Origin of the sequence: Nonomuraea sp. NPDC003560 (assembly GCF_042878785.1) — a bacterium.
Lineage (GTDB): Bacteria > Actinomycetota > Actinomycetes > Streptosporangiales > Streptosporangiaceae > Nonomuraea.
Window position 1 is genome coordinate 132,494 of sequence record NZ_JBIAOF010000016.1, and the last position, 25,326, is coordinate 157,819.

23 protein-coding genes and 1 pseudogene are annotated in these 25,326 nt (G+C 71.5%); 6 read left to right on the forward strand and 18 right to left on the reverse strand.

Annotated features, from left to right (window positions below; all coding sequences use genetic code 11):
* Positions 1-56 precede the first annotated feature (56 nt).
* Positions 57-695, forward strand: coding sequence for a TetR/AcrR family transcriptional regulator (locus ACFYUV_RS44985; protein ID WP_387680690.1), 639 nt, complete (start codon positions 57-59; stop codon positions 693-695).
* Positions 683-1,441 carry a class I SAM-dependent methyltransferase gene (locus tag ACFYUV_RS44990; RefSeq protein ID WP_387680693.1) on the forward strand — a complete coding sequence of 253 codons (759 nt, stop codon included), beginning with the start codon at positions 683-685 and terminating at the stop codon, positions 1,439-1,441. Before ACFYUV_RS44985 ends, ACFYUV_RS44990 begins: the two co-directional genes overlap by 13 nt.
* A gap of 58 nt (positions 1,442-1,499) precedes the next feature.
* Here ACFYUV_RS44990 and ACFYUV_RS44995 read toward each other — a convergent pair whose 3' ends face one another.
* Positions 1,500-3,179, reverse strand: coding sequence for a YncE family protein (locus ACFYUV_RS44995; RefSeq protein WP_387680696.1), 1,680 nt, complete (start codon positions 3,177-3,179; stop codon positions 1,500-1,502).
* Positions 3,180-3,432: 253 nt separating this feature from the next.
* Between ACFYUV_RS44995 and ACFYUV_RS45000 the strand changes: the two genes are divergently transcribed.
* Entirely contained in the window at positions 3,433-4,659 is a 1,227-nt protein-coding gene (locus ACFYUV_RS45000; RefSeq protein WP_387680699.1) for a cytochrome P450, read from the forward strand.
* Between the two features lie 94 nt (positions 4,660-4,753).
* On the opposite strand, the gene ACFYUV_RS45005 is transcribed toward ACFYUV_RS45000, so the two are convergent.
* The 10 genes from ACFYUV_RS45005 to ACFYUV_RS45050 form a co-directional block, all read right to left on the reverse strand.
* Positions 4,754-6,013: an MFS transporter gene (locus ACFYUV_RS45005; RefSeq protein ID WP_387680702.1), complete on the reverse strand. Its 1,260-nt coding sequence runs from the start codon at positions 6,011-6,013 to the stop codon at positions 4,754-4,756.
* A gap of 46 nt (positions 6,014-6,059) precedes the next feature.
* A complete protein-coding gene (locus ACFYUV_RS45010) occupies positions 6,060-7,187 on the reverse strand; it encodes a hypothetical protein (RefSeq protein WP_387680705.1) in 1,128 nt (375 codons plus the stop codon).
* Positions 7,188-7,327: 140 nt separating this feature from the next.
* Positions 7,328-7,471: a hypothetical protein gene (locus ACFYUV_RS45015; protein ID WP_387680708.1), complete on the reverse strand. Its 144-nt coding sequence runs from the start codon at positions 7,469-7,471 to the stop codon at positions 7,328-7,330.
* 140 nt (positions 7,472-7,611) lie between these two features.
* Positions 7,612-7,755, reverse strand: a complete 144-nt coding sequence (locus tag ACFYUV_RS45020) for a hypothetical protein (RefSeq protein ID WP_387680711.1) — start codon at positions 7,753-7,755, stop codon at positions 7,612-7,614.
* 59 nt (positions 7,756-7,814) lie between these two features.
* Complete coding sequence (locus ACFYUV_RS45025) at positions 7,815-8,261, reverse strand: S26 family signal peptidase (protein WP_387680714.1); 447 nt, start codon at positions 8,259-8,261, stop codon at positions 7,815-7,817.
* Entirely contained in the window at positions 8,258-10,072 is a 1,815-nt protein-coding gene (locus ACFYUV_RS45030; RefSeq protein ID WP_387680717.1) for an ABC transporter ATP-binding protein, read from the reverse strand. Before ACFYUV_RS45030 ends, ACFYUV_RS45025 begins: the two co-directional genes overlap by 4 nt.
* A gap of 4 nt (positions 10,073-10,076) precedes the next feature.
* Positions 10,077-10,571 (reverse strand): thioredoxin family protein, encoded by a 495-nt coding sequence (locus ACFYUV_RS45035; RefSeq protein WP_387680719.1) that lies wholly within the window; start codon positions 10,569-10,571, stop codon positions 10,077-10,079.
* Between the two features lie 652 nt (positions 10,572-11,223).
* Positions 11,224-12,216, reverse strand: a complete 993-nt coding sequence (locus ACFYUV_RS45040; protein WP_387680722.1) for a helix-turn-helix domain-containing protein — start codon at positions 12,214-12,216, stop codon at positions 11,224-11,226.
* 299 nt (positions 12,217-12,515) lie between these two features.
* A complete protein-coding gene (locus tag ACFYUV_RS45045) occupies positions 12,516-14,789 on the reverse strand; it encodes an alpha/beta fold hydrolase (RefSeq protein ID WP_387680725.1) in 2,274 nt (757 codons plus the stop codon).
* Complete coding sequence (locus ACFYUV_RS45050; protein ID WP_387680728.1) at positions 14,786-15,769, reverse strand: ABC transporter ATP-binding protein; 984 nt, start codon at positions 15,767-15,769, stop codon at positions 14,786-14,788. Before ACFYUV_RS45050 ends, ACFYUV_RS45045 begins: the two co-directional genes overlap by 4 nt.
* A 195-nt stretch (positions 15,770-15,964) precedes the next feature.
* Between ACFYUV_RS45050 and ACFYUV_RS45055 the strand changes: the two genes are divergently transcribed.
* The 3 genes from ACFYUV_RS45055 to ACFYUV_RS45065 are packed head-to-tail and all read left to right on the forward strand — an operon-like array spanning position 15,965 to position 18,459.
* The gene (locus tag ACFYUV_RS45055) at positions 15,965-17,185 is read left to right on the forward strand and encodes a sensor histidine kinase (protein WP_387680731.1); all 1,221 of its coding nucleotides are present in this window, start codon (positions 15,965-15,967) and stop codon (positions 17,183-17,185) included.
* Complete coding sequence (locus tag ACFYUV_RS45060; protein WP_387680733.1) at positions 17,170-17,877, forward strand: response regulator; 708 nt, start codon at positions 17,170-17,172, stop codon at positions 17,875-17,877. The genes ACFYUV_RS45055 and ACFYUV_RS45060 overlap by 16 nt, the downstream gene beginning before the upstream one ends.
* Before the next feature lie 21 nt (positions 17,878-17,898).
* Positions 17,899-18,459, forward strand: coding sequence for a GNAT family N-acetyltransferase (locus ACFYUV_RS45065; RefSeq protein ID WP_387680735.1), 561 nt, complete (start codon positions 17,899-17,901; stop codon positions 18,457-18,459).
* A gap of 13 nt (positions 18,460-18,472) precedes the next feature.
* Here the strand turns inward: ACFYUV_RS45065 and ACFYUV_RS45070 are convergent, their stop codons facing one another.
* From ACFYUV_RS45070 to ACFYUV_RS45100, 7 genes and pseudogenes are all read right to left on the reverse strand, one after another.
* Complete coding sequence (locus ACFYUV_RS45070) at positions 18,473-18,880, reverse strand: nuclear transport factor 2 family protein (protein WP_387680738.1); 408 nt, start codon at positions 18,878-18,880, stop codon at positions 18,473-18,475.
* Between the two features lie 152 nt (positions 18,881-19,032).
* Positions 19,033-20,037, reverse strand: a complete 1,005-nt coding sequence (locus tag ACFYUV_RS45075) for a C-terminal binding protein (RefSeq protein WP_387680740.1) — start codon at positions 20,035-20,037, stop codon at positions 19,033-19,035.
* Complete coding sequence (locus tag ACFYUV_RS45080) at positions 20,024-20,593, reverse strand: dihydroxy-acid dehydratase (RefSeq protein ID WP_387680996.1); 570 nt, start codon at positions 20,591-20,593, stop codon at positions 20,024-20,026. Before ACFYUV_RS45080 ends, ACFYUV_RS45075 begins: the two co-directional genes overlap by 14 nt.
* Positions 20,594-20,596: 3 nt before the next feature.
* A pseudogene (locus ACFYUV_RS45085) lies at positions 20,597-21,244 on the reverse strand (dihydroxy-acid dehydratase); the annotation flags it as partial.
* 329 nt (positions 21,245-21,573) lie between these two features.
* Entirely contained in the window at positions 21,574-22,353 is a 780-nt protein-coding gene (locus ACFYUV_RS45090) for an LLM class flavin-dependent oxidoreductase (RefSeq protein ID WP_387680743.1), read from the reverse strand.
* Positions 22,353-24,683 carry an ATP-binding cassette domain-containing protein gene (locus ACFYUV_RS45095; protein ID WP_387680746.1) on the reverse strand — a complete coding sequence of 777 codons (2,331 nt, stop codon included), beginning with the start codon at positions 24,681-24,683 and terminating at the stop codon, positions 22,353-22,355. The genes ACFYUV_RS45090 and ACFYUV_RS45095 overlap by 1 nt, the downstream gene beginning before the upstream one ends.
* A gap of 79 nt (positions 24,684-24,762) precedes the next feature.
* Entirely contained in the window at positions 24,763-25,317 is a 555-nt protein-coding gene (locus ACFYUV_RS45100) for an NADPH-dependent FMN reductase (protein WP_387680749.1), read from the reverse strand.
* Positions 25,318-25,326 lie beyond the last annotated feature (9 nt).

Consider the following 25,326-nt stretch of genomic DNA (forward strand, 5'->3'; position numbering starts at 1 on the left):
TATATACTGAGGTTAGCCACGGTTATACGGTGGCGTATACATATGTTCCGAGTGAGGTGGCACACACTGTGGGCGCGGTCCGTACGACACGGGAGGGGTGGATCGAGGAGGGGTTGCGGGCGCTGGCCGCCGGCGGTCCCGACGCGGTGCGCGTGGAGGCGCTGGCCAAGCGGCTCGGCGTCACCAAAGGCGGGTTCTACGGGTACTTCGCCGACCGGGAGGCACTGCTTGAGGCGATGCTGGACACCTGGGAGCGGGAGAGCACCGACGAGGTGATCGAGCGCGTCGAACGCGAGGGCGGCGACCCGCGGACCAAGATCCAGCGCGCCGGCGTGCTCACCTTCTCCGACGACCGCCTGCTGCCCATCGACCTCGCCGTCCGCGACTGGGCCAGGCGCGACGAGGCGGTCGCCGAACGCCTGCGGCGGGTGGACAACCGGCGCATGGCGCTGCTGCGCGAGATGATCGGCAGCTTCTGCTCCGACCCCGAGGAGGTCGAGGCCCGCAGCCTCCTGGCCTTCTGCGTGGCGATCGGCGAACACTTCCTGGCCGCCGACCACGGCGGCCGCACCCGGGCCCAGGTGCTCACCCGGGCGGCCGCCCTGCTGCTCGACAGGACGGACGACCAGCCGGGGCCGGCGGACGGGCCGCATCTCCGCGCCCCCGGGACATGCGGGCCAGAATGGCCCCTATGACGACCATGCCCGAGAACCGCGTCGCGGACTCGCCCGAGAGCAACGCCTACGACGCGATCGCCGAAGGTTACACGGCCGAGAACGAGACCAGCCTGGTGAACGCGTACTACGAGCGGCCCGCGATGCTGGAGCTCGCCGGGGACGTGACCGGCCGGCGCATCCTCGACGCCGGGTGCGGCTCGGGCCCCCTGTTCGCCGAGCTGCGCGATCGGGGCGCCGTCGTGACCGGCGTCGACGCGAGCGCCGGGATGCTGGAGATGGCCCGGCGGAGGCTGGGCCCCGAGGCGGACCTGCGGGTCGCCGACCTGGCCGGCCCGCTGCCCTTCCCCGACGACGCCTTCGACGACGTCATCGCGTCGCTGGTGCTGCACTACCTGGAGGACTGGGGGCCGGCGCTGGCCGAGCTGCGACGCGTGCTGCGGCCCGGCGGCCGGCTCCTCGTCTCGGTCGAGCACCCCTTCGTCATCACCCTCACGCAGCACAAGGCCGGGGAGAAGCCGGTTTACTTCGGAGCCCGCAACCGGGTCGAGGAGTGGACCATGGGCGGGCAGACCAGCCGGCTGAGCTTCTGGGACCGGCCGCTGCACGCGATGACCGAAGCCTTCACCGCGGCGGGTTTCCGCATCACCGTGATCAGTGAACCGCCGTACGCGCCGGAGGCCCGCGAGCTGTTCCCCGACGAGCTCCGCGAGATCTCCGGCGCGCGGTTCCTGTGCTTCCTGTTCTTCGTCCTGGAAGCCGCCTGAAGCGTCTTCGTCCTGGAAGCCGCCTGAAGCGCCCGGCGTCAGGACGTCGCGCGGGCCGCTAGCGGACGGCGACCACGTGGGTGGTGCGCGCCGGCCCCACGTCCGAGTTGCCCGCCAGGTCGACGGTGTAGGTGTGCTCACCGGCCGCGGTCGGCGTGTCGGAGAAGCTGAACGTCCCGTCGGGGGTGGGGACCAGTTTCGCCACGCTCCTCGAGGTGACGGCGCCGTCCGGGCCGACGACCCGCAGCGAGACGGTGACGGTCGTCCGCGGGAAGGTGATGCCGTCGGCGCCGAAGGTGCCGCTGAACGCGAGGCGCGTGCCGACGCGGCCCGTCGCCGGTCCGGTCACGGTGAGCGTCGGCTCGTACGGGCCCACCGTGACGGTCACCGAGGAGCCGCTCCCCCGGAACCATGAGTTGCCCGGCCAGTACACCTGGTACTTGTACGCCCCGGTGGACGGCGGCGTGTCGGTGAACCGGTAGGTCCCGTCCGCCGCCGTGGTGACCTCCTCGAACGGCCTGGAGGTGCCGTCGGGGAGCCAGCGGTACAGTTCGAGCGTCTGCACGCCGGGCGGCAGTCCGCTGCTCAGCGTGACCCGTCCGGTGAAGGCCGACTCCTGGAGCGTGGTCACCTTGGCGGGAGCCGTCAGGGTGAGCGTGGAGGAGTGGTAGGGCGAGGGCGGCAGCCGCCAGAGGTGCATGCGGCCGGTGCCGGGCTCCTTCAGGACCGCGAAGGTGACGGTGCCGTAGAACTCGACGCTGCCCGCCACCACGGTCTTCCCCTGGTGGGCGGCCGTGTAGATGACCTCCGAGGTGGTCGCGTCGTACACCACGAGCTCGGCCGCGTCGCCTGCCTGGGAGTTCCAGCCGCCCACGACGTAGGCGTCGTTCGGGCTGGCCCCGACGGTGACGGGGACGCCCTGGTCGCCGAAGCCGTTGTCGGCGTAGGCGCGGCCCCGCGTCAGGGCCGCCGTGTCCCAGGCGTCGAACCGGCGGGTGTCGTTCAGCGCCGACAGCGCCGTCGCGCCGTGCTCGGCGAGCGCGAGATCGCGCAGGGCCGGCAGGCCGTTCGCGTCCCCCCGGATCTCGCCGCTCGACGTGGGCGGCGTGGTGCTGATGTCGTACACCTTGACCGTGGCGGGGCTGACCCCGGACTCCCCCGCCACCAGCGTGTTCCCGGCGACGGCGACGAGCGGGGCACCGGTCGTGGCCGGCCCGACCCGGACGAGGGTGGGGGTCGCCGCCGACGTGACGAGGCCGAGGACGCCTCCTCCGCCCGCTCCGCCGCAGCCGAACCCGATCCACAGCCGGTCGTACTCCTGCGCCAGGCTCGACGGGCACGGGTACGCGGTGAGGTCGATGCGCCTGCTGATGGCGAGGGTGGTGCTGTCGATCTCGATCACCTCGTTCGAACCGCGCAGCGCCGCGTACACCTTCCTGCCGTCCTCCGGCGAGGCCAGGGCGACGGCGCCGGACAGGCCGGGGATCGTGCCGACGACCTTGCCGTCGGTGGAGGTGACCACGATCCGGTCGCCGGCGGCGACGAAGACCTTCCTGTTGCGCGCCACCACGTCGCCGCCCTCCCCGGCGACGCCGAGGTCGGAGACGGTCGCGGCGTCCGCGGCGGTCGCGGCGGTGGGCGTCTGGGTGACGAGCAGGGCCGCCGCCAGGAGCAGGGGCCCGGCCCACGCGACTGATCGGCGGGGCAGAGGAGCACGGGCAGAGGTCGATGTGCGCACAGGCACTCCGTTCTGGAGACGTCCCGGCATGACTGCGGGGCTCGCCTCCGTTGACGATCTTCAATAATCGAACACATATTCGCATACTGATGGGTTGTCGTCCAGAACACTTCGATCACGGAGCTCCTCGAAGCAGGCGCTTGACTTACCAGGGCGCGCGTCGGTTACTGGACATGACAACGGCGAGCGCGGGTGCGTCAGGCGGGAAGTCGATGAGCGCCGTCCGGGCCAGGCAAGGGGAAGGAACACCGTCATGACGGCCGCCCCAGATCAGGACGTGTCCGGCTCGTTGCCCGAGTTCCCCGGTGTCAGGGCGGCGGCGTGCCCCTTCGACCCGCCGCCGGCCCTGCAGGCGCTCCGGCAGGACGCGCCGCTGACCCGGGCACGGCTGCGCGACGGCGGCACCGTGTGGCTGGTCACCGGCTACGCCGAGCAGAAGGCGGTGCTGAGCCATCCGCAGGTCAGCTCCGACGTCACCCGGCCCGGCTACCCGCTGCCGGTCCTGGCGCCCAACCGGCCCGACAGCGCGATCAGCTTCGTCTTCATGGACGACCCCGAGCACCACCGGCTGCGCCGCATGGTGCAAGGGGCGTTCACCGTCAAGCGGGTCGAGACCATGCGCCCGGCCGTGCAGCGCATCGTCGACCGTCTCATCGACGACCTGCTGGCGAGGCCGAGGCCGGTGAACCTGGTGGAGGCGTTCGCGCTGCCGGTGCCGTCGCTGGTGATCTGCGAGCTGCTCGGCGTCCCGTACACCGACCACGACTTCTTCCAGGACAACAGCCAGATCATCGTCAAGCGTGACGTGTCGGTCGAGGACCGGACGGCCGCGGGCGGGCGGCTGCGGCAGTACCTGGACGGGCTCGTCGGCGACAAGCTCGTCCGCCCCGGCGACGACCTGCTGTCCCAGGTGGCCGCCCGGGTCACGGCGGGTGAGCTGACCAGGCAGGAGGCGGCCCAGATGGGGGTGCTGCTGCTCGTGGCCGGCCACGAGACCACCGCCAACATGATCGCCCTCGGCACCCTCGCGCTGCTCCGGCATCCCGGCCAGCTCGCCCTGCTGCGCGGGAGCGACGACCCCGCGCTGATCGCGGGCGCGGTGGAGGAGCTGCTGCGCTACCTGAACATCACCCACGGCGGACGCCGCCGAGTGGCCAAGGAGGACATCGAGATCGGCGGCCAGGTCATCCGCGCGGGCGAGGGCATCATCGTGGCCAACGACATCGGCAACCGCGACCCCGAGATCTTCCCCGCCCCCGACGAGCTGGACGTGCGCCGCGACGCCCGCCGGCACGTGGCCTTCGGCTTCGGCGTCCATCAGTGCCTGGGCCAGCCCCTGGCCCGGCTGGAGCTGCAGGTCGCCTACGGCACGCTCTACAGGCGCATCCCCACCCTGGCCCTGGCCACCGACTTCGAGAAGATCCCCTTCAAGCACGACGGCCAGGTGTACGGGGTGTACGAGCTCCCCGTGACCTGGTGACCGCACCAGCTCCGCACATCCGGCGCGCCTGAGGGCGGAGGACGTCAAGAGCCGACCGCCACCCCGCCGGGGAAGGGCGTCAGCCCTTGCGTCCTCAGGAACGAGACCTCACGGCCGACAGGCCGCCTCGCAGGGCGACGGCCAGGAGCACGGTGGCGGCGACGTACAGGCAGAGCTCCACGGTCGAACGGAGGCCGGCAGCCGTTCCCATGACTCCACCGGCCGCCGCTCCGATCGCCGTGCCGAGCTCGAGAACGAGAGCGCCGACGGCCATCGATCTCGCGACCGCGTCCGACGGGACGGATACGGGTATCGCCGACATCATGAGGACGACGAAGACGCTGCCGCCGACGCTGCCGACCAGTTCGTAGGCACCGCAGCCCAGCGCCCCGGACAAGCCCTTGTCCGCGAACACGAGGAATCCCGTCGCCCCCGTGGCCAGAGCGCCCGCCACGAACGCCGCCCGGTTCCTGCCCAGCTTGGTCTCCCAGAAGGAGGCGGTGGCGGATCCGATGAGGCCGCCCGCCGCGCCGGTGGCCAGGATGACCGCGTACGCGTCGGCCGACAGGCCGAGATCACGCGTCGCGTACAAGGGGAGCAGGGCGATGACAGCACCGTTGATCAGGCAGATGAGCGCGGCGCCCGCCATATAGACCCGGATGTCCCCACGGAACACGTGCCGGAAGCCTCGAAGGCCCCGGTCCGGCACTCTCGCCTGGGTACGCGGCAGGGCCCGCCGACGGAGCGGCAGGGTCAGAAGGGCCGACACGAAATAGCTGAGCGCGTCCACGACCAGCACCAAGGGCATCGCCAGGAACTGGAGGAGAAGACCGAAGATCCCGGGTCCGGCGATGGTGGAGAGGTGCGCGACCCCGGCCATCGCCCCGTTGGCCTTGGTCAGCCGGCCGGGATCGACGAGATCCAGGACAACAGGCGCGGAGAAGGACCCGAACGCCCCGGACAACCCGGCGATGATCGAGACCAGGGCGATGAGCCCCGGGATCGACAGGTCGTGGGAGACGGCCAGGAGGGTGACGGCGACGACGCACAGACCGGACGTCACCTCGATGGCCGCCAGGGCAGTGACACGCGAGCGTGAGCGCTCAACCAGGACGGCGGCCAGGAGCCGTCCGGCGACCCGTGAGACGAACGGGACGGCGACCAGCAGCCCCATCTGTGTGGCGCTCGCCCCCATCCACGTCGCGGCGATGAGCGGGGTGGCCGTCGCCGTGATGGACGAACCGATCTGCGATTGCGCCCGGGCGGCGAGATAACCGAGGAATGGCAGGTTCCTGGTAAGAGGTGCGGAGCCTTGGGACCTTTCGCCTTGAGCTGGGACATCGGGGAGGGTCATGCCGGCTTCGATTCTCTTTCACGACTCCTGGTCACGGCCAGGCGGATCACCGGCTCCGGACCGGCAGGCTGAGGACTCTGCACTGATCGAAGCTCAGCACGCAGCAGTCACCGTCGATGTCCTCGTCGTTGACACCGTCGGGATGCGGTGTCCCGTCATCCGCCGGTCTCGACAGATCGATCTCACTTCCGTCGTCCAGAGTGACGATGCCGCCCGTCGCGATGAGATCGAAATGAACGTCGCAGCGGTAGTCGACGATCTGGAACGGCTGATTGTGTTCTCCGAAGCCGACATGAACGCCAGGAAAACGTTCGTTGATGTGGGAGTTGAGCGGAACGAGCCGGTCGATGCCGGCGTTGGTGCCGAAGCCCAGCTCCCCCACGCGGCGCGCGTGCGGAACGGCCCAGCACATCTCGATCAGTTCGGCGACCTGGGCATCGTCGCAGGAAAAGTCCACAGCCTGCCCTTCCACGATGTCGACGGTCACGGGACGGGCGCCGAGGCGTGCATCCAGCGTCGTGTAAATGTTGGCGTTGAAGGCGGCGTCGGCGACCAGACGTCCATTGATGCGGGCCGGATAGGTCGCGAGCTCGCCGGCGGGCAGCACCAGAAAGGCGCCCTTCCTGAGGGTGCCCCGGTTACTGGTCCAGGTGAAACGTGCCTGATCGAGTTCGATTTCCAGGTGCGTGCCACGCGAGGTCCTGATGGTGACCTTCCGCGCCTTCCGCAGACGCCCGTACAGCGAGGCGTTGTACGCGCTCAGCTCCGCGGGCGTGGTGTTGAAGGCATGGGAGAAGAGCTCGGGACCGGCGTTGGTGACGCGTACGACATCGCAGCGGTCATCGCCGAGCAGGTCCTGGGCTTCCCGCAGAACGGCGAAGTGGGACACGCTGTTCTTCTCCAGCGTGAGAAGCACCACCCTGTTGGACCGGCGCGTCGAGGGGAGCAGCGCCTCGCGCAGGCGGGGGACCAGAGAGGGGTCCTCCATGGGCCGCATGGCGAGCGCGACAGGCGACAGCCCGCGTTCCTCCGCCGCGACCAGGATCCAGGCCGCGGGCGGGCGGCATTCGGCCGTGTAGAGAATCACCAGCTGATCGGCAGCCGAGATTCGCAGATAGGAGTCCAGAAGCGCCGACACGCCGGCCCATGCCTCCGCAGTGACTACCGCAGCCACCGAGGCCACCTCCGTAGTGAGTGAACTGCACTTGTTGACGGTCGGCCGAGCAGGCAGGGCACCTCTCGGGCCGGTCGGCGGACCGGCCCGAGAGAGCTACGCGCGCAGGCTCGGTGAGAAAGCGAGAACGCCTGCCCGGCTCACCGGCTACGCGGCGGAACGGCGATGTTGTAGGTGGCGAGCGGGAAGCCGGCGCTCCCCGAGAAAACGGCGTGCTCCGAGCTCTCCGGCTCTTCGAGCCGCAGCAGAGCATCCTGGATCTGGACTGTACGGTTGCTCATCATGTGAAGCCCTTCTCGTCCGTGGAGAGGAATCCGGCAGCGCCGGCACGCCGGCCCGCGCCTCCGCAGTGACTACCGCAGCCACCGAGGCCACCTCCGTAGTGAATGAACTGCACTTGTTGACGTGAACGCGCCTGCCCGGCTCACCGGCTACGCGGCGGAATGGCGATGTTGTAGGTCGCGAGCGGGAAGCCGGCGCTCCCCGAGAAAACGGCGTGCTCCGAGCTCTCCGGCTCTTCGAGCCGCAGCAGAGCGTCCTGGATCTGGACGGTACGGTTGCTCATCATGTGAAACCTCTCTCTTCAATCGGTTGCGGGTTGTCCGGTCATCAGGAAAAGGGACGCTGTCAGCGGTTCAACCGCCTGACCACCGTCGCCCTTATGCTTTCCAGCGGTATGAAGCCGAGCTGCCGCGAATCCATGCTGTGCGCGGGATTGTCGCCCAATATGAGCGTGTGCCCTTCGGGCACGATCTCGCCCGGCAGAATGATCTGGTTCTTCGGTATGACGTCACAGCGGATCCCGTCGGGCACGACGTCACCCGCCACGGCGACGACGCGCTTGACCAGCCAGCCCGTGTCCACCTCCGGACGCGGATGCCGCAGGACGACGACCTGGCCCGCCTGAAGTGCGTCCTGCGGACGCCGGCGACGTGCGAGCAGCCGGTCTCCCGGCCGGTAGCTCGGCAACATGCTGACCCCGGACACGACCGCGATCATTCGATGCCGCCGTAACAGCACGTAGCCGAGAACGAGGGCCGGCCCTGCCAGGACCGCCACAGCAAGGACGATCATCCGGGTACCGTCTCGTGGTAACCCGCGGCCTGCAGGTTGAACAGGCGGGCGTAGATGCCGTCCAGGCTGATCAGCTCGCTGTGCGTCCCGCACTCGGCGATGCCGCCATCGGCCAGCACCGCGAGCATGTCCGCGTCGCGAACCGCGCTCAGGCGATGCGAGATCAGGATGCTGGTGGATCCCTTGCGGTACTCCCGGAGGCCGGCGTGGATGTCGTGTTCCGCCGCCGCGTCGAGGCCCGAGCTCGGTTCGTCGAGAATGAGCAGGTCCCGGCCTTCTCGCACCAGCGACCGGGCGACCGCGACTCGTTGCGCCTGGCCACCGGAGAGACGTACGCCCTCCGAGTCGTCGGAGGCGAGGAAGAATCGGGTGAGCAGGTTGTCGTAACCCTTCGGCAGGGCGGCCAGCGTCTGGTGAACGCCCGCTCGCCTGGCCGACTCCTCGATCAGCGCACGGTCATCGATCTTCTCGATGTCCCCGACGCCTATGTTCTCGGCAGCCGAGAGGTCATATTCCATGAAGTCCTGGAAGACGGCCGAGATTCTGGAACGCAGGATCTTCACGTCGATCTCGCGGGTGTCGACGCCGTTCCACAGGATCGTGCCTTCGGTGGGCTCGTAGAACCTGCACAGCAGCTTGACCAGGGTGCTCTTTCCGGAGCCGTTCTCGCCCACCAGCCCGAGGCTGCTGCCGAAGGGAATGGTCAGGTTGATGCCGCGAAGCACCCACGGATGGTCAGGGCCGTACCGGAACCACACGTCCTTGAATTCGATGCGATCAAGGGCGGCCGGCACGTTCCTGATCTCGGCCTGAGATTCCGCCGGAAGGGAGACGATCTCCCGGTAGTGCCCGAAGAGGGTCAACTGCTGGTACGCGGAGGCGATCAGCGACACCAGGGCGGAAAGTCCTGCCTGCACGCCGGCGATGGAGGCGACGTACATGGTGATGTCGCCGAGGGTGAGCCGTCCGTTCAGTGCTTGCGCGGCCGTCCACACCAGCCCCGCTCCGGCGGTCACTGCCCCCAGGACTCCGAGCCCGAACTGAACCCGAAGGGTCGCCCTGTCCATGCGCCTTTTCTCTTCGTCGATCGCCCGCCGCTCGTTGAGCATCCTCATGTGGAAGAAGTCACCCAGGCCGAACAGGCGGACCTCCTTCGCCGCCGCGGTGGTGGAGATCAACTGGCTGTAGGCGATCTCCCGCCTCTCGGTGGGGCTCATCCGCCAGATCCGGACGGCATGCCGCTTGGCCAGCGAGATCTCCGCCAGCAACATGGGCACGGCTCCGACGATCGTCGCCGCGGCCATCATCGGGCTGATCAGCAGCAGGGACACGGCGAACCCGCCGATGGTGAGCGATCCGGCGAACAGGCCGAGCGCCGCCTGGAACACCTGGCTCGGCGTGTTCCCGCCGGCCTGCGCCGCGAGCCGGAGCTGATCGAGGAACTTGGGATCCTCGAACTTGGAGAGCCCGGAGATGTTGTTCACCGCACGATGGATGGTGTCCTGTGCGTACAGGTTGACCCTTCTGTCGTGCTCGGCGTCGCAGTACCGGCGCAGCGCCGCGGATCCGGACATCAGCAGACCGAGGAACGCGAGGAACCCGGCCAGCAGGAGCACCGTCGACAACTGAGCCCCGTGGGTCAGCCGGTCGAGCAGCAGCTTGGTCAGCCAGGCCATCGAGATGGGGGTGAGGGCTGAGAGTAGGGCGAGAACGGTGATCGAGGTCGCCCAGGGCGCTCCCGCCCGCCAGGCGAGGGAAATGGCCGGCAGGGCGTTCCTCACGGGCGTTGCGCTGCTCATCTTCTTCCACATGTGCCTAGCCCAGAGCGCCTTCCGTGACTTGGGGAAGGCCGAAGTCGGCGATCTTCCCGCTGACCACAGTGATGAAAGTGGGCGTGCTGGTGACTCCGAAAGCGGTGGAGATCGCCCCTTGAACGGGCTCGACGGCCACGTCGCCGACGGACTCGAGCCGGCCCAGGTCTTCGACGGCGTCGGCGTCCGTCGTCAGCATGACGGTCAGCGTCGGGGTCTGCGAGGAGCTCGCGAACTCCATATAGGTCGGCAGAATTTCTTTACAGGGTTCACAGGTCGGCGACATGAAGGCGACCACCGTGCCGTCCTGCAGGGAACCTGCGGTCACCATTTTGTTCCGGGTGGTCACCGCGGAGAAGTCGTCGATCGTGTCGCCCACCGCGAGACGCGCCGGCTGTCGCGCGGACTCGGAAAGCTGCCGCAGGCGCCGAATCACCCCGAAGAGAAGAAGGAGGTTGAAGAGAGAAAGAGCGCTCAGGAGGCCAATGGCCACATTCATATAAAGCAAGTTCCAGCTCTCCTGTGAAGTGCGGCCGCCGGGGCGGCCTGTGCGATCCGGGCCCGAGGTCGGATCCGCCGGGAAAGGCGGCTCCGTTGGCCCTGACGGATGTTCCGTCAGAGCCGACGGAGCTCACCGATCGTGCCGGCGGCTATCGGATCCTCAGCAGTCCCAGCCGCACTGGCGACCGCCCACGCTGATCATGCAGCAGGTCCGGTACCCGCAGTTGTTGCCTTCGCCGCAGATGGGGACCTGCTCGCAGATCCGGGGACATCCCGCGTGGACAGTGGTCCGAGGAACGAAAAGCACAAGGAGCCTGTCGCTCAGCTTCTGTATGACTTTGGTCATGACATTCCTCCAGATTGAGATGCGACTCATGCGCCAGACTTTTTCTGGCGCACATGACCCGGCCGGCGATCGCCTTGTCTGTTCACCTCGCCGCAGGGCGATTCATCAGCACATACGGCTGAGGCTTCCGCCAGATGCCGGCGATCGTCATGAGTCCGAGCGGATATGCGCTGCGGAAGCGGCCCGATGGAGTGGCTTGACGTTCATCACCATGCCGCACGCACGAAGTGCGGGTCATTGGCCGGGCCTGCAGACATCCTTGGCAAATCCTGCAGCAGCCTCGGCTTTCCGAGGTCGGGCGAGATCAGTTCTCCCTGTGTGACAGCCGGCGATAGTAGCCAGGCGGCACGCCGTAGGCGGCGCGGAAGGCGCGGCTGAACGTGGTCGGATCGGTAAAGCCCCAGCGTGCGGCGATGGAATGGACGGGATAACCGCGCAGCCTCGGGTCGGCCAGGTCCCGGCGGCAGCGTTCCAGGCGAAGGTGCCGGATCCAGGCCGCCGGGGTCCGGTCGTACTCGGCGAACAGCTCGTACAACTGCCGTACCGAGATCTGTGCGGCGGCGGCGACGGCCTCGGCGCCGAGCGCCGGATCGGCGAGATTTCGCCGGATGAAGTCGTCGATCTGGAATCTGAGCCGGCGTCGGCGGGCCTCGGAGCTGTCATGCAGAGCGCTGTTCAGGTGCGGGGCCAGTGCGGCGGCCAGCAATGTGATGGTGACCGAGGTCAAGGTGGAAACGTCGTCGTGGGTGAAGTAGCCGGGATCCCGTACGAGTCCGGTCACCCAGCGGGCGAAGACCGCGCCCATGCCGTGCCGCGTGTCGAAGGGGACCGCGGTCAGCCGGTCGGCCACGTTCGACGGGAGGGGCATCATCAGGCGGGGGATCTGGAACGTGAGTGTCGAGTGCGGTGCGCTCGCCCGATCGCACCTGCGCCAGCCCTCGTAGGGGCGTGAGGTGTCGAGCATCACGAATTGCCCGGCGGTCATGGCGGCCTGCCGTCCCGCCTGGGACAACCCCCCGTCACCGGCGAGGAAGAGATTGATGTTGTACGCCTCCGGATCGAACTGCCTGATCAGCGACGTCGGCCGGCGTACCTGGATGGGGCCGTGGTTCAGCATGGCCACCTGCACGCCCTGCAGCTCCAGCACCCGTCCGGGAAGAACGGGTTCACCGGGTTCGTCGCTGTGAATGAGTGAAGGCGCGAGGTCCAGAACCCCTTGCTGCTGCCAGCGCGCCTGTGCGGCATTCGCGGGGCGGCTTTCCGCGGACCTGTCCGCGCCGAAATCATCAATGTGCACGCCGTTCCCTTCCGGTTAATCGGTCATGACATTCACGGAATCGCACACGTAGGAGCTGCTGGGCCCAGCGGGCGTCAGTCAAACAAATATGTGCGCGAAAAGGCGTGGCGCCGCGTGATCGGCCACCTCTGTTCGCCGTCCTGAGCACGACGCCCCCGCCGGCTGCGACCAGCCAGTCGAGATTCTGCTCAAAAACAAGCGGACACGCGCAAGGAGCCGGGCGCGACGGCCCGCGCTGCATCCCTCCGACGTGCCCGCGTGAGCCGTGCCGGCTCCGGCGCGGGCCCCGGTGCCCGTGGTCATCCGGTGGCCGGGCAGGTGGTGCCGGGCGGCGGGGGTCTCAGGCTCGTCAGGTAGCGGTTGACGTGGGCGGTGACGCAGCCGGTGTCGCCGTAGAGGTAGAGCATGTGGCCGTGCCCCTCGTACCGGACGCTGGACGAGCCCGGCACCGGGCGGACGACCTCCGCGACCTCGTCGTGGTCCGTCCAGCTGCCGACCCCCAGGAACGGCGTCAGGCCGCGGGCGGGCAGCGGCGCCGGCGGGTTGGTGACGGGCGCGGGCCAGCCGACGCAGGCCAGCGGCCACCAGGCCCGCTGCCCGGCGAAGTCCGGCGACAGCTCCGCCGCCCTCCGGAGCGCCTCGCGGTAGGCGGCGTAGCTGCCGTATCCCGCGCCGTCCAGGCAGTGCGTCATGTTCTGCCCGGCGAGCGAGGGCACCTTGGGGCTGCCCGACGACTGCCGCACGTAGTCGGCGAACCCCGAGGCGTCGCCGCCAGCGGCCTTGTCGATCGCGGCGGCGAGCTGGACCCAGCGCGGCACGTCGGGTTCCCGGCCCGGCGAGGTGAAGCTGGGGGCGGCGGCGACCTTCAGGTCGAACCCGGTGTAGGCGGCCCCGGACGGATCGTTCTTCACCGGCACCGGTGAGCGGTCCGCGGCGGTCACCAGCCCGCGCCACACCTCGCCGACGTCCCGGCCGCGCAGGGCGCACGCCGTGGCCGTGCGGCACCAGGCGGCGAACCGCCGCAGCTGCCGCTCGGCCCGCGCGTACATGCGGGGCTCGCCGGCCGCGGTGTCCTCGGCGTGGCCGGCGGCGCCGTCCATGACCATGGCGCGGACGCGGGAGGGGAACAGGCGGGCGTAGGCCGTCGCGGGGCGGCCGCCGTAGGAGTTGGCGAGGAAGCTCAGCCGGTCCTCGCCCAGCGCGACGCGGACGGCCTCGATGTCGCGGGCGACGGAGGCCGAGTCCATGCGGTCGAAGAGCTCCGGATCGGCGGCGCGGCACCGCTGGGCGTGCTCGCGGTTCGTCCGGGCGAGGGCGGCGTACTCGGCGCGGTCGCGCGGCAGGGTGATCCACGGACCGGTGGTCAGGCATGCGTACGGCAGCACGCCGCCGGGTTCGACCGTGTTGCGCGGGGCGAGGCTGACCACGTCGAAGCGGTCACGCAACGGCGTGAACTTCCCGTGGAACTGCTTCAGGTCGTCGATGCCCGACGCTCCGGGGCCGCCGGGGACGGAGAAGAGCGTGCCGATCCGGCGTGCGCCGCCGGAGGCGGGCAGGAGGCCGAGCGGGACGGCGATCTTCCGTCCGGCCGGTTGGCTCCAGTCCACGGGCACCTGGACGGAGGCGCACCGCATGTCCCGGGGGGCGTCCTTGTCCGCGCACGGCCGCCAGACCAGGGAGGACGGTCCGGCGTCCGTCGAGCCGCCGGCGGCGGGCACCGCCACCAGACCCGTCACGAGCGCCGCGGCGGCGCCGACGGCCAGGACCCTGCGCGTGCCGCCCTTCGACGCGGTGACCGCGGCGCCCGCCGTCAGCGCGGCGGCGAGGTAGGCGAGCAGCAGCGCGGCCGCCGCCGGCGGGGACAGCAGGCCGCCGCCCACCCCGGCGATCTGGCCCGGCAGGTTCTCGATCATGTACGACCCGGCCCGCGCCCGCAGCGGCGACGGCAGGGTCTGGGCGGCGACCGGGAGCACCAGGAAGATCATGACGAGCGCGACCAGGCTCCCGGGGGTGGACCGCAGCGCCGCGCCCACCCCCAGCCCGATCAGCGCCGCGGCCGCCATGGACAGCCCGGCGGCCACCACCGAGGTGAGCACCCCGGGGTCGGAGAGCGGTGTGCCCAGGGTCCGCCCGTCGAGCAGCACCTGACCGGCGCGCTCGCCGAGCACGGCCTGGGCGGCCAGGTGCATGGCGAAGGCCAGCAGCTGACCGGCGGCCAGGGTGACGGCAGCCAGTCCGGGGACCTTGGCGAACAGGAACAGCTGCCGCCGGGGCACCGCCACCAGGCTCGTCCTGATCATGCCGGTGGCGTATTCGGAGGTGATGGTGAGGGCGCCCAGCGTGCCGAACACGAAGTAGGCGACCGGCAGGCCGGTGCCCAGGCCGTTGCCGATGCCGGTGAAGCGCAGCCGCTCCTCGGCCGTCTGGTGGTCGAACCCCCGTCCCATCAGGTACGCCACCCCGGCGCAGGCCAGCACGGCGAGCAGGGAGACGGCCAGCAGGTACGCGTTCGAGCGCAGTGAGCGCAGCTTGAGCCATTCGGCGGCGACGGCGTCCGTCGTCGGGGCCGTCATCGGGCCGCCTCCGCGGTGGCGGGGCGGGCGCCGTACTCGACGCTGTCCTCGGTGAGCTCCAGGAACGCCTCCTCCAGCGACGCGCCGCGCGGGGTCAGCTCCCGCAGCGCGATCCCGGCCCGCAGCGCCAGGTCGCCGATCACGCCGGCCTCCAGCCCTCGGACGGACAGGCCCTGGACGGGCGGGCCGCCGGTCCCGGCCGGGTCGTGCGCGGGCGGGTCGTGCGCGGGCGGGTCCGCGGGCTCGGCGGTGACGGTCGCGCCGTGCCCGCGCAGGATCTCCGCCAGCCGTTCCAGGTCGGTGGCGCGCACCAGGACGTCGCGCTGGAACCGGGCGGCGAGCGCGTCCGTCGTGGTGTCTGCGATCAGCCGGCCGCGTCCGACGACGACGACGTGGTCGGCGGTGAGCGCCAGCTCGTTCATCAGATGGCTGGACAGCAGGACGGCACGGCCCTGGGCGGCGAGCGAGCGCAGCAGGTCGCGGATCCAGCGGATGCCCTCCGGGTCCAGCCCGTTCAGCGGCTCGTCGAACATCAGCGCCTTCGGATCGCCCAGCAGCGCCGCCGCGATGCCCAGCCGCTGCTTCATGCCGAGGGAGAACCCGCCGATCCGCCGGTCCGCGACGTCCTCCAGCCCGACCTGGCCGAGGACGGCGGCCACCCGCCGCGGGCCGATGCCGTTGCTGCGGGCCAGGCAGCCGAGATGGGCGCGGGCCGTGCGGCCGCCGTGCACCGCCCCGGCGTCGAGCAGCGCCCCCAGCGTGTGCATGGGCCGGCGCAGCGACGCGTAGGGGCGGCCGTCCACCAGCGCCGCGCCGGCGGCGGGCGTCTCCAGCCCGAGCACCGCGCGCATGGTCGTGGACTTCCCGGCGCCGTTCGGGCCCAGGAATCCGGTCACCAGGCCCGGTCTCACGGTGAAGGTCAGGTCGTCCACGGCGAGTGTGCGGCCGTAGCGCATGGTCAGACCTCTTACCTCGATCACGTCTCCCCCTCGTCAGCTGGTCTCGTCGGCTGGTCTCGTCGGCTGGTCTCGTCGGCTGGTCTCGTCGAGCCTGGCGAGCCGCGGCTGCCGCCTCCATGGGTGGGCGCCCACCTGCCGGGGTGGGAAATCGCCACCCCGGGGGGTGGGGCCGGCCCCACCGCCTTCTGCTCGCCGATTGGGCAGACTGCATCTGTGATGGCAAGACGACCCTCGCCCGGCGGGCCGGCGTGGCGGGTGGTGACCGGCCTGGCGGCGTACGCGCTGAAAGCGGTGACCGGCCTGGCGCTGAACGCCGTCACCGGCGTGGCCGCGCTGGCGCTGCTCGTCCTGGTGCCGGTGAGCGCCGTCCTGGTGCCGGTGGCCGGTCTCGGGCGGGGGCCGCTCGGCCGGCTGCTCGCGGCCGCCCGCCGCCTGGCCGGGTTCCAGCGCCGCTGGGCGGGCCGGACGCTCGGCCTCGACGGCGACAGCGACGGCGACGGCGACGGCGACGGGAACAGCTCAGGGACCAGCGACGGGGACGGCGGCGGCAGGTGGCGGGAGCTGGCCTGGCTGGCCGTGCACGGCGTCACCGGACCTGCCCCGTTGGTGGCGGTGTGGGCGATGTTGTCCGCCCTGGACTACGTCTTCCTCCGGCTGCGGCCGGCCGAGACCAGCCTGCTCAACACGTTCGCCCTGAGCATGTCCACCGTGGCCATCGCCGTGGTGGTGCTCCTGGCCGTCCCGCTGTTCCGTACCGGGCAGGCGCGGCTGGCGCGGCGGCTGCTGGACGCGCGGCCCACGCCGGACACGCGGATCCGGGAACTGACCGCGTCCCGGGCCGCGCTGGTCGACGCGCGCGCGGCCGAGCTGCGCCGCATCGAACGCGACCTGCACGACGGCGCGCAGGCCAAGCTGATCGCCATCCGCATGCACCTGGGGCTGGCCCGCGGCTCCGGCGACCCGGACGAGACCCTGCGGATGATCGACGAGGCCCGCGAGATCGCCGGCCAGGCGCTGAGCGACCTGCGCGACCTGGTGCGCGGCATCCATCCTCCCGTGCTGACCGACCGCGGCCTGGCCGGCGCCATCGAGGCGTCCGCGCTGCTGTGCCCGATGCCGGTCGAGATCGACATCGACCTGCCCGGCCGCCCGCAGCCGCCGGTGGAGTCCGCCGTGTACTTCGCCGCGGCCGAGGCGCTGACCAACGTGACCAAGCACAGCGGCGCCTCCCGCGCCTGGGTGCGGCTGCGGCACACCGCCGGCGTGCTCCGGCTGACCGTGGGCGACGACGGCGGGGGCCCGGTCCGCCGCGACCGGGGCACCGGCGTGCGCGGCATCGAGGACCGTCTGTCCGCCTTCGACGGCTCGCTCGCCGTCAGCAGCCTTCCCGGCGGCCCGACCGAACTGACCATGGAGGTCCCGTGCGCGTTGTCATAGCCGAAGATCTCGCGCTGTTGCGGGACGGCCTGGTCCGCCTGCTGTCGGCGCACGGCTGCACCGTCGTGGAGGCGGTGGACAACGGGCCCATGCTGCTGGCGGCGCTGGTCCGGCACCGTCCCGACGTGTCGGTGATCGACGTGCGGCTGCCGCCCGGCTTCACCGACGAGGGCCTGCGCGCCGCGCTGGAGGCGCGCGCCCGGGTGCCGGGGCTGCCGGTGCTGATCCTGTCGCAGTACGTGGAGCAGCTGTACGCCAGGGAGTTGTTGTCCGACCGCTCCGGCGGGGTCGGCTACCTGCTGAAGGACCGGGTGGGCGACGTCGACCGGTTCGTCGAGGCGGTGCGCCAGGTGGCCGCCGGCGGCACCGCGATGGACCCGGAGGTCGTCTCCCAGTTGCTGACCCGCCGCGACAGGGACGAGCCGCTGGCCGCGCTGACGCCCCGCGAGCGCGAGGTGCTGACCCTCATGGCGGAGGGCCTGTCCAACCTGGCCATCGCGGCCCATTTCCAGGTCACCGACAAGGCGGTCGGCAAGCACACGAACAACATCTTCGCCAAGCTCGGCCTGCCTCCCTCCGACGACCACAACCGGCGCGTCATGGCGGTGCTGACCTACCTGCAGGCCGTGCCCGCCCCGCCGAGATCAACGGGCCCGGCCGTCCGTGAGAGGATTCCACCGCAAGACGGGTGAATCCTGGACGGAAAGGCAGCAATGTTCGCGATCTCCCTGGGCGACGACGGCGCGGAGCTGCGTCCGCTGGAGCCCTGGCGGGCTGAGGAGTTCCTGAGCCACATGGACCGCGGACGCGAGTTCATCGGACGGTTCATCTCCCTGCCCGACCTCGTCACCGACCTGGAGTCCGCCAGGTCGGTGCTGCAGGCGTACGCGGACAAGGCCGCGGCCGACACCGGGCGGATCTACGGCATCTGGACCGGCGGCAGGCTGGTCGGCGGCGTGCTCTTCCGGACGATGGACGTCCGGCTCGGCACCGCCGAGGCGGGCTGCTGGCTGGAGCCGTCGGCGGCGGGCAAGGGCCTGGTGACCAGGGCCATCCGCGTGATCATCGACTGGGCCGTCGAGGAACGCGGCATCCACCGCGTGGAGTGGCAGGCCGCGGCGGGCAACACCGCCAGCATCGCCGTGGCCCGGCGGCTCGGGATGAGCAGGGACGGCGTCCTGCGCGAGAGCTATCCCCACCGGGGCGTGCGGCACGACGTCGAGGTCTGGTCCGTGCTGGCCCCGGAGTGGCGGGCCGGCCGCCAGAGGGGCTGAACCGCTCGCGCGGCTACCCGGCTTCGTCCAGTTGCCTGGTGGTCTGGTCGATCCGGCGGATGCGGCCGTCCGGGGCGAGGCGGCCGAACATGAAGACCTCCGCCGTGAAGGTCCTGCCCTTGCGCAGCCTCGTGCGCAAGGTCCACCGGGCGGCGATCCGGTCGCCGGAGACCAGCGTCTCGTGGATCTCGACCCCGGTCCCGTCGCCGGCGGCCATCGCCTCCTGGTCGACCTGCCGCCGGACGGGGCGGACGTGGTCGATCATGCGCTGCCGGTCGATCACGAGCCCGTCGTTGCAGTACTCGAAGTCCGGGACGAAGTAGCGGTCGATGATCGTGGCGGGCTCCTCGGGGGAGACGGCCATATCCCGGGTGTAGGCGGTCAGGAAGTCGGCGAGGTCGCGCTCGCAGGTGATGCCCATGAAGCGTCCTTGAGGGAGTGGGGGTGGCTGCCGTCCCCGATCCTCGCCGCCCGTGCCCGCCGCCGTCGTCGTACGGCCGGAGACGGTCGGCGCTACTCCCGCCGTCGTACGCTCCCCCGCGTCTACGGCGCCGGGACCCATCCGGCCGCCCGTCAGGGCCGGGCGGTCACGTCGTTCACGGGGCTGCGCGGCGCCTGCCCGGTCAGGACCCGGACGGCCTCCTCCGCGGCGAACCGCCGCACCGTCTCCACCGCCTGCTCGGAGTAGTAGGCGGCGTGCGGGGTGACGATCACGCCGGGCAGCGTGAACAGCGGGTTGTCCGGACGCCAGTCGCGCTGCTTGGCCGGCTCCTCCTCCAGGTCGTCCAGGGCCGCGCCGGCGATCCACCCCTCGGTGAGCGCCTGGTAGAGCGCCTCGTCCTGCACGATCGGGCCGCGCGCGGTGTTGACGAGGATCGCGTCCGGCTTCATCCTGCGCAGCGTCGCGCGGTCGAAGGCGTGGTGCGTCCCCGAGGTGAGCGGCGCCTGGATCACCAGATGGTCGGCGCCCGCCACGAGCTCGTCGAACGACACCGGCCGCACGTGGTGCGCCAGGATCTCGGCGTCGTCCAGGAAGGGGTCGTGCGCCCACACCTCGACGCCGAAGGGCCGCGCGCGGGCGGCGATGAGCTGGGCGATGGCGCCGAAGCCCAGCAGCCCGAACACCCTCCCCCGCAGCCGCAGGATCGGCTCGCCGGTCTGCCATCGCCACACGCCCCGCCGGGTGGCCCGGTCGTACTCGCAGATCTTGCGGGCGGCGGCCGGCCAGAGCGCGACGGCGTGGTCGGCGACCTCCTCGGCGCACCACTCGTTCGGCGCGTTGGTGACCTGGATGCCGTGCCTGGTCGCGGCCTCGACGTCGACGATGTCCACGCCCGTACCGTAGCGGGCGATCACCCGGCAGCGGGTGAACGCCTCGACGGCGCGGGAGCCGATCCGGGCGTACTGGGTCAGGACGCCGTCGGCGTCCCGGCCCTTCTCGATCACCTCGTCCTCGCTCTTGCACTGCTCGGCGCGGAGCTCGAACCCGGCGGCCTCGACGATCGCGCGTTCGATGTCCACGTCGCCGAAGTCGGAGTCGGCGATCATGATGGTGCCTCTGGCGTCAGTGCGAGTCACGGGGAATCCCCTTGGTGTGTACGAGGTCCTGGTACGACAGGGCCAGCTCCAGGCATCCCCCGCCGTCGAGCTGCCCGACCGTGGCGCGGTAGATCTCCTGCCACGGCGTCTGGTTCTCCAGCGCCGGCGGCGTGTGACGGGCCCACCGTGCGGCGATCTCCTCCTCCGTCAGCAGCACGTCGACGCGGGCGTTGGCCACGTCGACGCGGACGAGGTCGCCGGTGCGCAGGATGGCGAGGTTGCCGCCGGCGGCGGCCTCGGGGCTGGCGTTGAGGATGGACGGCGCGTCGGAGGTGCCGCTCTGGCGGCCGTCGCCGAGCGTGGGCAGCGTGGTGACGCCCAGCCGCAGCAGCGCGGACGGCGCCTCCATGTTCACCACCTCGGCCGACCCTGGATAGCCGATCGGCCCGGTGTAGCGGATGACGAGGATGCAACTCTCGTCCACGCCGAGCTCCGGATCCTGGATGCGGGCGTGGTAGTCCTCGGGCCCCTCGAAGACGATCGCGCGGTAGTCGCGGACCGCGCGGAACTCGTCGCTGAGGACTGAGGTCTTCATGACGGCGGGCACGCCGCCCGCGCGGTAGAAGTCCTCACCCAGGAACTCCCCGGCGGGGGCCACGTCGGCCAGCACCGGGACGTCGGCCCCGACGCGCTGCCAGTCGTGGATCGTCAGCGGCACCCCGGCGTGCCGGGCGATGGCGTTGACGTGGATGGGCACGTTGGTGGAGGCGCCGATGGCCGAGGCGACGACGATCGCGTTCTCGAAGGCCCGCATGGTCATGATCTTGCGCGGGGTGAGGTCCTCGCGTACCAGCTGCACCGCCCGCAGGCCGGTGTCGTAGGCCATCTGCGCCCGGCGGCGGTAGGGCGCGGGGATCGCCGCGCAGCACGGCAGCGACATGCCGAGCGCCTCGGCCAGGCTGTTCATCGACAGGGCGGTGCCCATGGTGTTGCAGTGGCCGATGCTGGGCACGGAGGCGGCCACGCGCGCCATGAACTCGTCGTAGTCGATCTCGCCGGTGGCCAGCAGCCGCTTGGACTGCCAGATCACCAGCCCCGACCCCGACGCGGCCATGCGCCTGCCCTGGTGGTAGCCGTTGAGCATCGGCCCGCCGGACAGGACGATCGCCGGGATGTTCACCGTCGCCGCCGCGGCCAGGCACGCGGGCGTGGTCTTGTCGCAGCCCGTCGTCAGGACGACGCCGTCGAGCGGATCGGTCGGCCAGGGCGAGGTGGTGGCGGTTGCAGGGCACGAGGTCGCTGCCCGTCTGGGCGATGCCGATGATCGGCCGGCCGGACTGGAGCTCCTTCGGGGTCAGCCCGAAGTTGAGGAAACGTTCGAGGTAGAGAGCCGTCATCTCCGGATTGCCGGCGTTGTCCCACCAGGCCTGGCTGCGCAGGCCGCCGCTCTCGGGATGCCCGGTCGGGCGCATCAGCTCGCTCCTCACTCGCGCGGGCCGCCGGCCGGGCGGTGTCATGGCGCACCCCGGACGGGCGATGACTGGCCTACCCCGCCGGCGTCACCGCGCAAACGCCTCAGATCATCGCCGCCATCACCTGCTCGACGCTGCTGACCTCGGGAAACTCGATGAGGCACCACGTCGCGCCCGCGTCCTCGTACGGGCCGGGATGCACCCCCGGCGGTACGCCGACCGCGACCTCGAAGCCTTCGAGCCCGCCCCGGTGCTCGGCGACGACGGCCAGCATCTCCCGCAGCCCGATCGGGGTGGTCTCGGGACAGAGACCGTCGAAGCGGGCGGCGCGGCGGAGCGGCGCCCGCCGGACCGACTGGGCGGCGACCCAGATCGGGATCCGCGGCCGCTGCACGGGCTGCGGCTGGAACGCCAGGTCGTCGACGCGGTAGTGGCGGCCCCGGTGGCGGACGGGCAGGCCGGTCCAGAGCCGGCAGATGACGTCGAGGCCCTCGTCCAGCATCTCCGCCCGGACGCGCGGGTCGCCGGTCTCGCCGAGCCTGCTCAGCTCCCCGCCGTCGTCCGCGCCCAGCCCGACGCCGAGCACCATCCGCCCGCCGCTGAGCTGGTCGAGGGCGGCGGCCTGCCTGGCCACCTCCTGCGGCCTGCGCCGCGACAGCGGCGTGACCCTGGTGCCGATGCGGACGCGCTCGGTGGCGGCGGCGATCGCGGCCAGGGCGATCCAGGCGTCGCAGACGGCCAGCCCCGGGCTCAGCGGGCGCACGACGTGGTCCCACAGGAAGACGCCGTCGAACCCGGCGTCCTCGGCGCGGGCGGCCAGGTCGGCGAGCACCCGCGGATCGGCCAGCTCCCCGAACGGCGGCAGGTACAGCGCGCGGCGCATCACAGCAGGCCCTTCAGGTGCGGCGCGGTACGGCTGCGCGGGCTGGCGGCCACCTGCGCCGGCGTGCCCGCGGCCACCACCGTGCCCCCGGCCGAGCCGCCTCCCGGCCCGAGGTCGATGACGTGGTCGGCGGTCGCCACCACCCGCATGTCGTGCTCGGCGACCACGACCGTGCCGCCGCCGCCGACCAGCTCGTGCAGCCGGTCCATGAGCACGTCGGTGTCGTGCGGGTGCAGGCCGGTGGACGGCTCGTCGAGCAGGTAGATCGTGGACTCGGCGCGGCGGCCCTGCAGCTCGGCGGCGAGCTTGATGCGCTGGGCCTCGCCGCCCGACAGCTCGGTGGCGGGCTGCCCGAGCCGCAGGTACCCGAGCCCGACCTCGTGCAGCGTCTCCAGCGGGCGGCGTACCGCGGGGACGTCGCCGAAGAAGCCGGTGGCCTCGTCGACCGTCATCTCCAGGATCTGGGCGATCGTGCGGTCGCGGTAGGTCACCCGCAGCGTGTCGGGGTTGTAGCGGGCGCCGCCGCAGTCGGGGCAGGGCGCGTACGTCGTGGGCAGGAACAGCAGCTCGACCGCGACGTAGCCCTCGCCCTGGCAGGTCTCGCAGCGTCCGCCGGGCACGTTGAAGGAGAACCGGGCCGGGCCGTAGCCGTGGGCACGCGCGCCGTCGGTGGCGGCGAACAGCTTGCGCACCGTGTCGAACAGGCCGGTGTAGGTGGCCAGGTTGGAGCGCGGGGTGCGGCCGATGGGCTGCTGGTTCACCCAGACCACCCGCCGCTCCCCGGCGGCCTCGGCGACGGCCGCCAGCAGGCTGCTCTTGCCCGCCCCCGACACGCCGGTGACGGCGGTGAACACGCCCAGCGGCACGTCGACGTCCACGCCCTGAAGGTTGTTGCGGGTGAGCCCGCGCAGCTCCAGCCGGCCCGCCTGCCGGTGCGCCGGCCGTTCCGGCACGACGGTGTGGAACAGGTAGCGGCGGGTCACCGACCCGGCGACCTCGCGCAGCCCGGCGACCGGCCCGCTGTACAGGACGCGCCCGCCGTCGCCGCCCGCGCCGGGGCCGACGTCCACCACCCAGTCGGCCTGGCGCACGACGTCCATGTCGTGCTCGACCAGGCAGACGGTGTTGCCGGTGTCGCGCAGGCGGCGCAGCAGGTCCGACAGCGCGGCCGAGTCGGCGGGGTGCAGGCCGGCCGAGGGCTCGTCCAGCACGTACACGACGCCGAACAGCCCGGCGCGCAGCTGGGTGGCCAGCCGGATCCGCTGCAGCTCGCCGCTGGACAGGGTCGGCGCGGGCCGGGCCACGCTCAGGTAGCCCAGCCCCAGCTCGTCCAGCACCTCGATGCGGTCGAGGATGTCGCGGGTGAGCGCCCCTGCCGGTCCTGGTTCGTCCCGGTGCGGGCGGAGCACGCCGGCCAGTTCGCCCATCGGCATCGCGGCCAGTTCGACGACGGTGCGGCCCGCGTACGTGACCGCCAGCGCCTCGGGACGCAGCCGCCGCCCGCCGCAGAGCGGGCAGGTGCGGTCGGTCATGAACCGTTCGGCGCGCAGGCGGCTCTTCTCGCTGGCCGAGGACGCGTACGCCTTGAGCACCAGCCGCCGGGCGCTGGCGTACTTGCCCTGGTAGGGGCGGTGGATCCGGCCCGCCTCGCGTACGGGATGGACGGTGACCACCGGCTCCTCGTCGGTGAACAGGATCCAGTCCCGCTGCTCCCGCGGCAGGCTGCGCCAGGGCGCGTGGATGTCGTAGCCGAGCGTCGCCAGGATGTCGCGCTGGTTCTTGCCCTGCCAGGCGCCCGGCCACGACGCGATCGCGCCCTCCGCGATGCTCAGCGACGGGTCGGGCACCAGCGACTCCTCGGTGACCTCGTGCAACACCCCCTGCCCCTGGCACTGCGGGCACGCGCCGGCGACGGTGTTGGGCGAGAACGCGTCCGAGTCCAGGCGCGGCGCGCCCGCCGGGTAGGCGCCGGCGCGGGACATCAGCATGCGCAGCGAGTTGGAGACCCGGCTCAGCGTGCCGACCGTGGACCGCGCGGACGGCGTGGACCGCCGCTGGCCGAGCGCGACCGCGGGCGGCAGGCCGGTGATGTCGTCGACGTCGGGCATCGGCAGCTGCTGCAGCAGCCGCCGCGCGTAGGGCGCGACCGACTCCAGGTAGCGGTGCTGCGACTCGGCGAAGATCGTGCCGAACGCCAGCGACGACTTGCCCGACCCGGAGACCCCCGTGAACGCCACCAACGCGTCGCGCGGGATCGCCACGTCGACGTCCCGCAGGTTGTGCACCCGCGCGCCGCGCACCCGGATGCCGCTGACCACCTCGTCTTCCACTCTGCGCAATCTACCCATCGCCCGCCGTGCGACCGCCGGGCGGCTCCCCGGCGACTCCCGTGCGGCTACCGGGGCGGGATCAGGCCGCCCGCAGCGGGCGCAGCGCCGAGCCCCAGGCGAGGACCTGGTCGAGGACGGCGTTCAGCCGGTCCTCGTGGGCGGCGGCGGGCCGGAAGCCGTCGGCGAAGTCCGTGTGGATCGACAGCCCGACCTGGTTGGACACGGTGGCCACGCCGAGCAGGCCCAGCACGTGCCGCAGGTGGGCGATGGCCCGGGGCGCGCCGTCCACGCCGTAGCCGACGAATCCGGCCGCCTTGTTGGTCCACTCGGCGTACAGGAAGTCGAGGGCGTTCTTGAGCGCGCCCGGGTAGGAGTTGTTGTACTCCGGGGTCACGATCACGAACGCGTCCAGCTCGGAGACCGTGGCCGACCAGCGCCTGGTGTGCTCGTGCCGGTAGTTGCCCATGGCGGGGTGCTCGGGTTCGTCCAGGTTGCCCAGGTCGTAGTCCTTCAGGTCGATGAGCCGGTAGTCGGCGTCGCCCCGCTTGGCCGCCAGATCGCGCACCCAGTGGGCCACCGCCTCGCCGTTGCGGCCAGGACGGGTGCTGCCGAGGATGATGCCTACCTTGAGCATGTCCCTCTC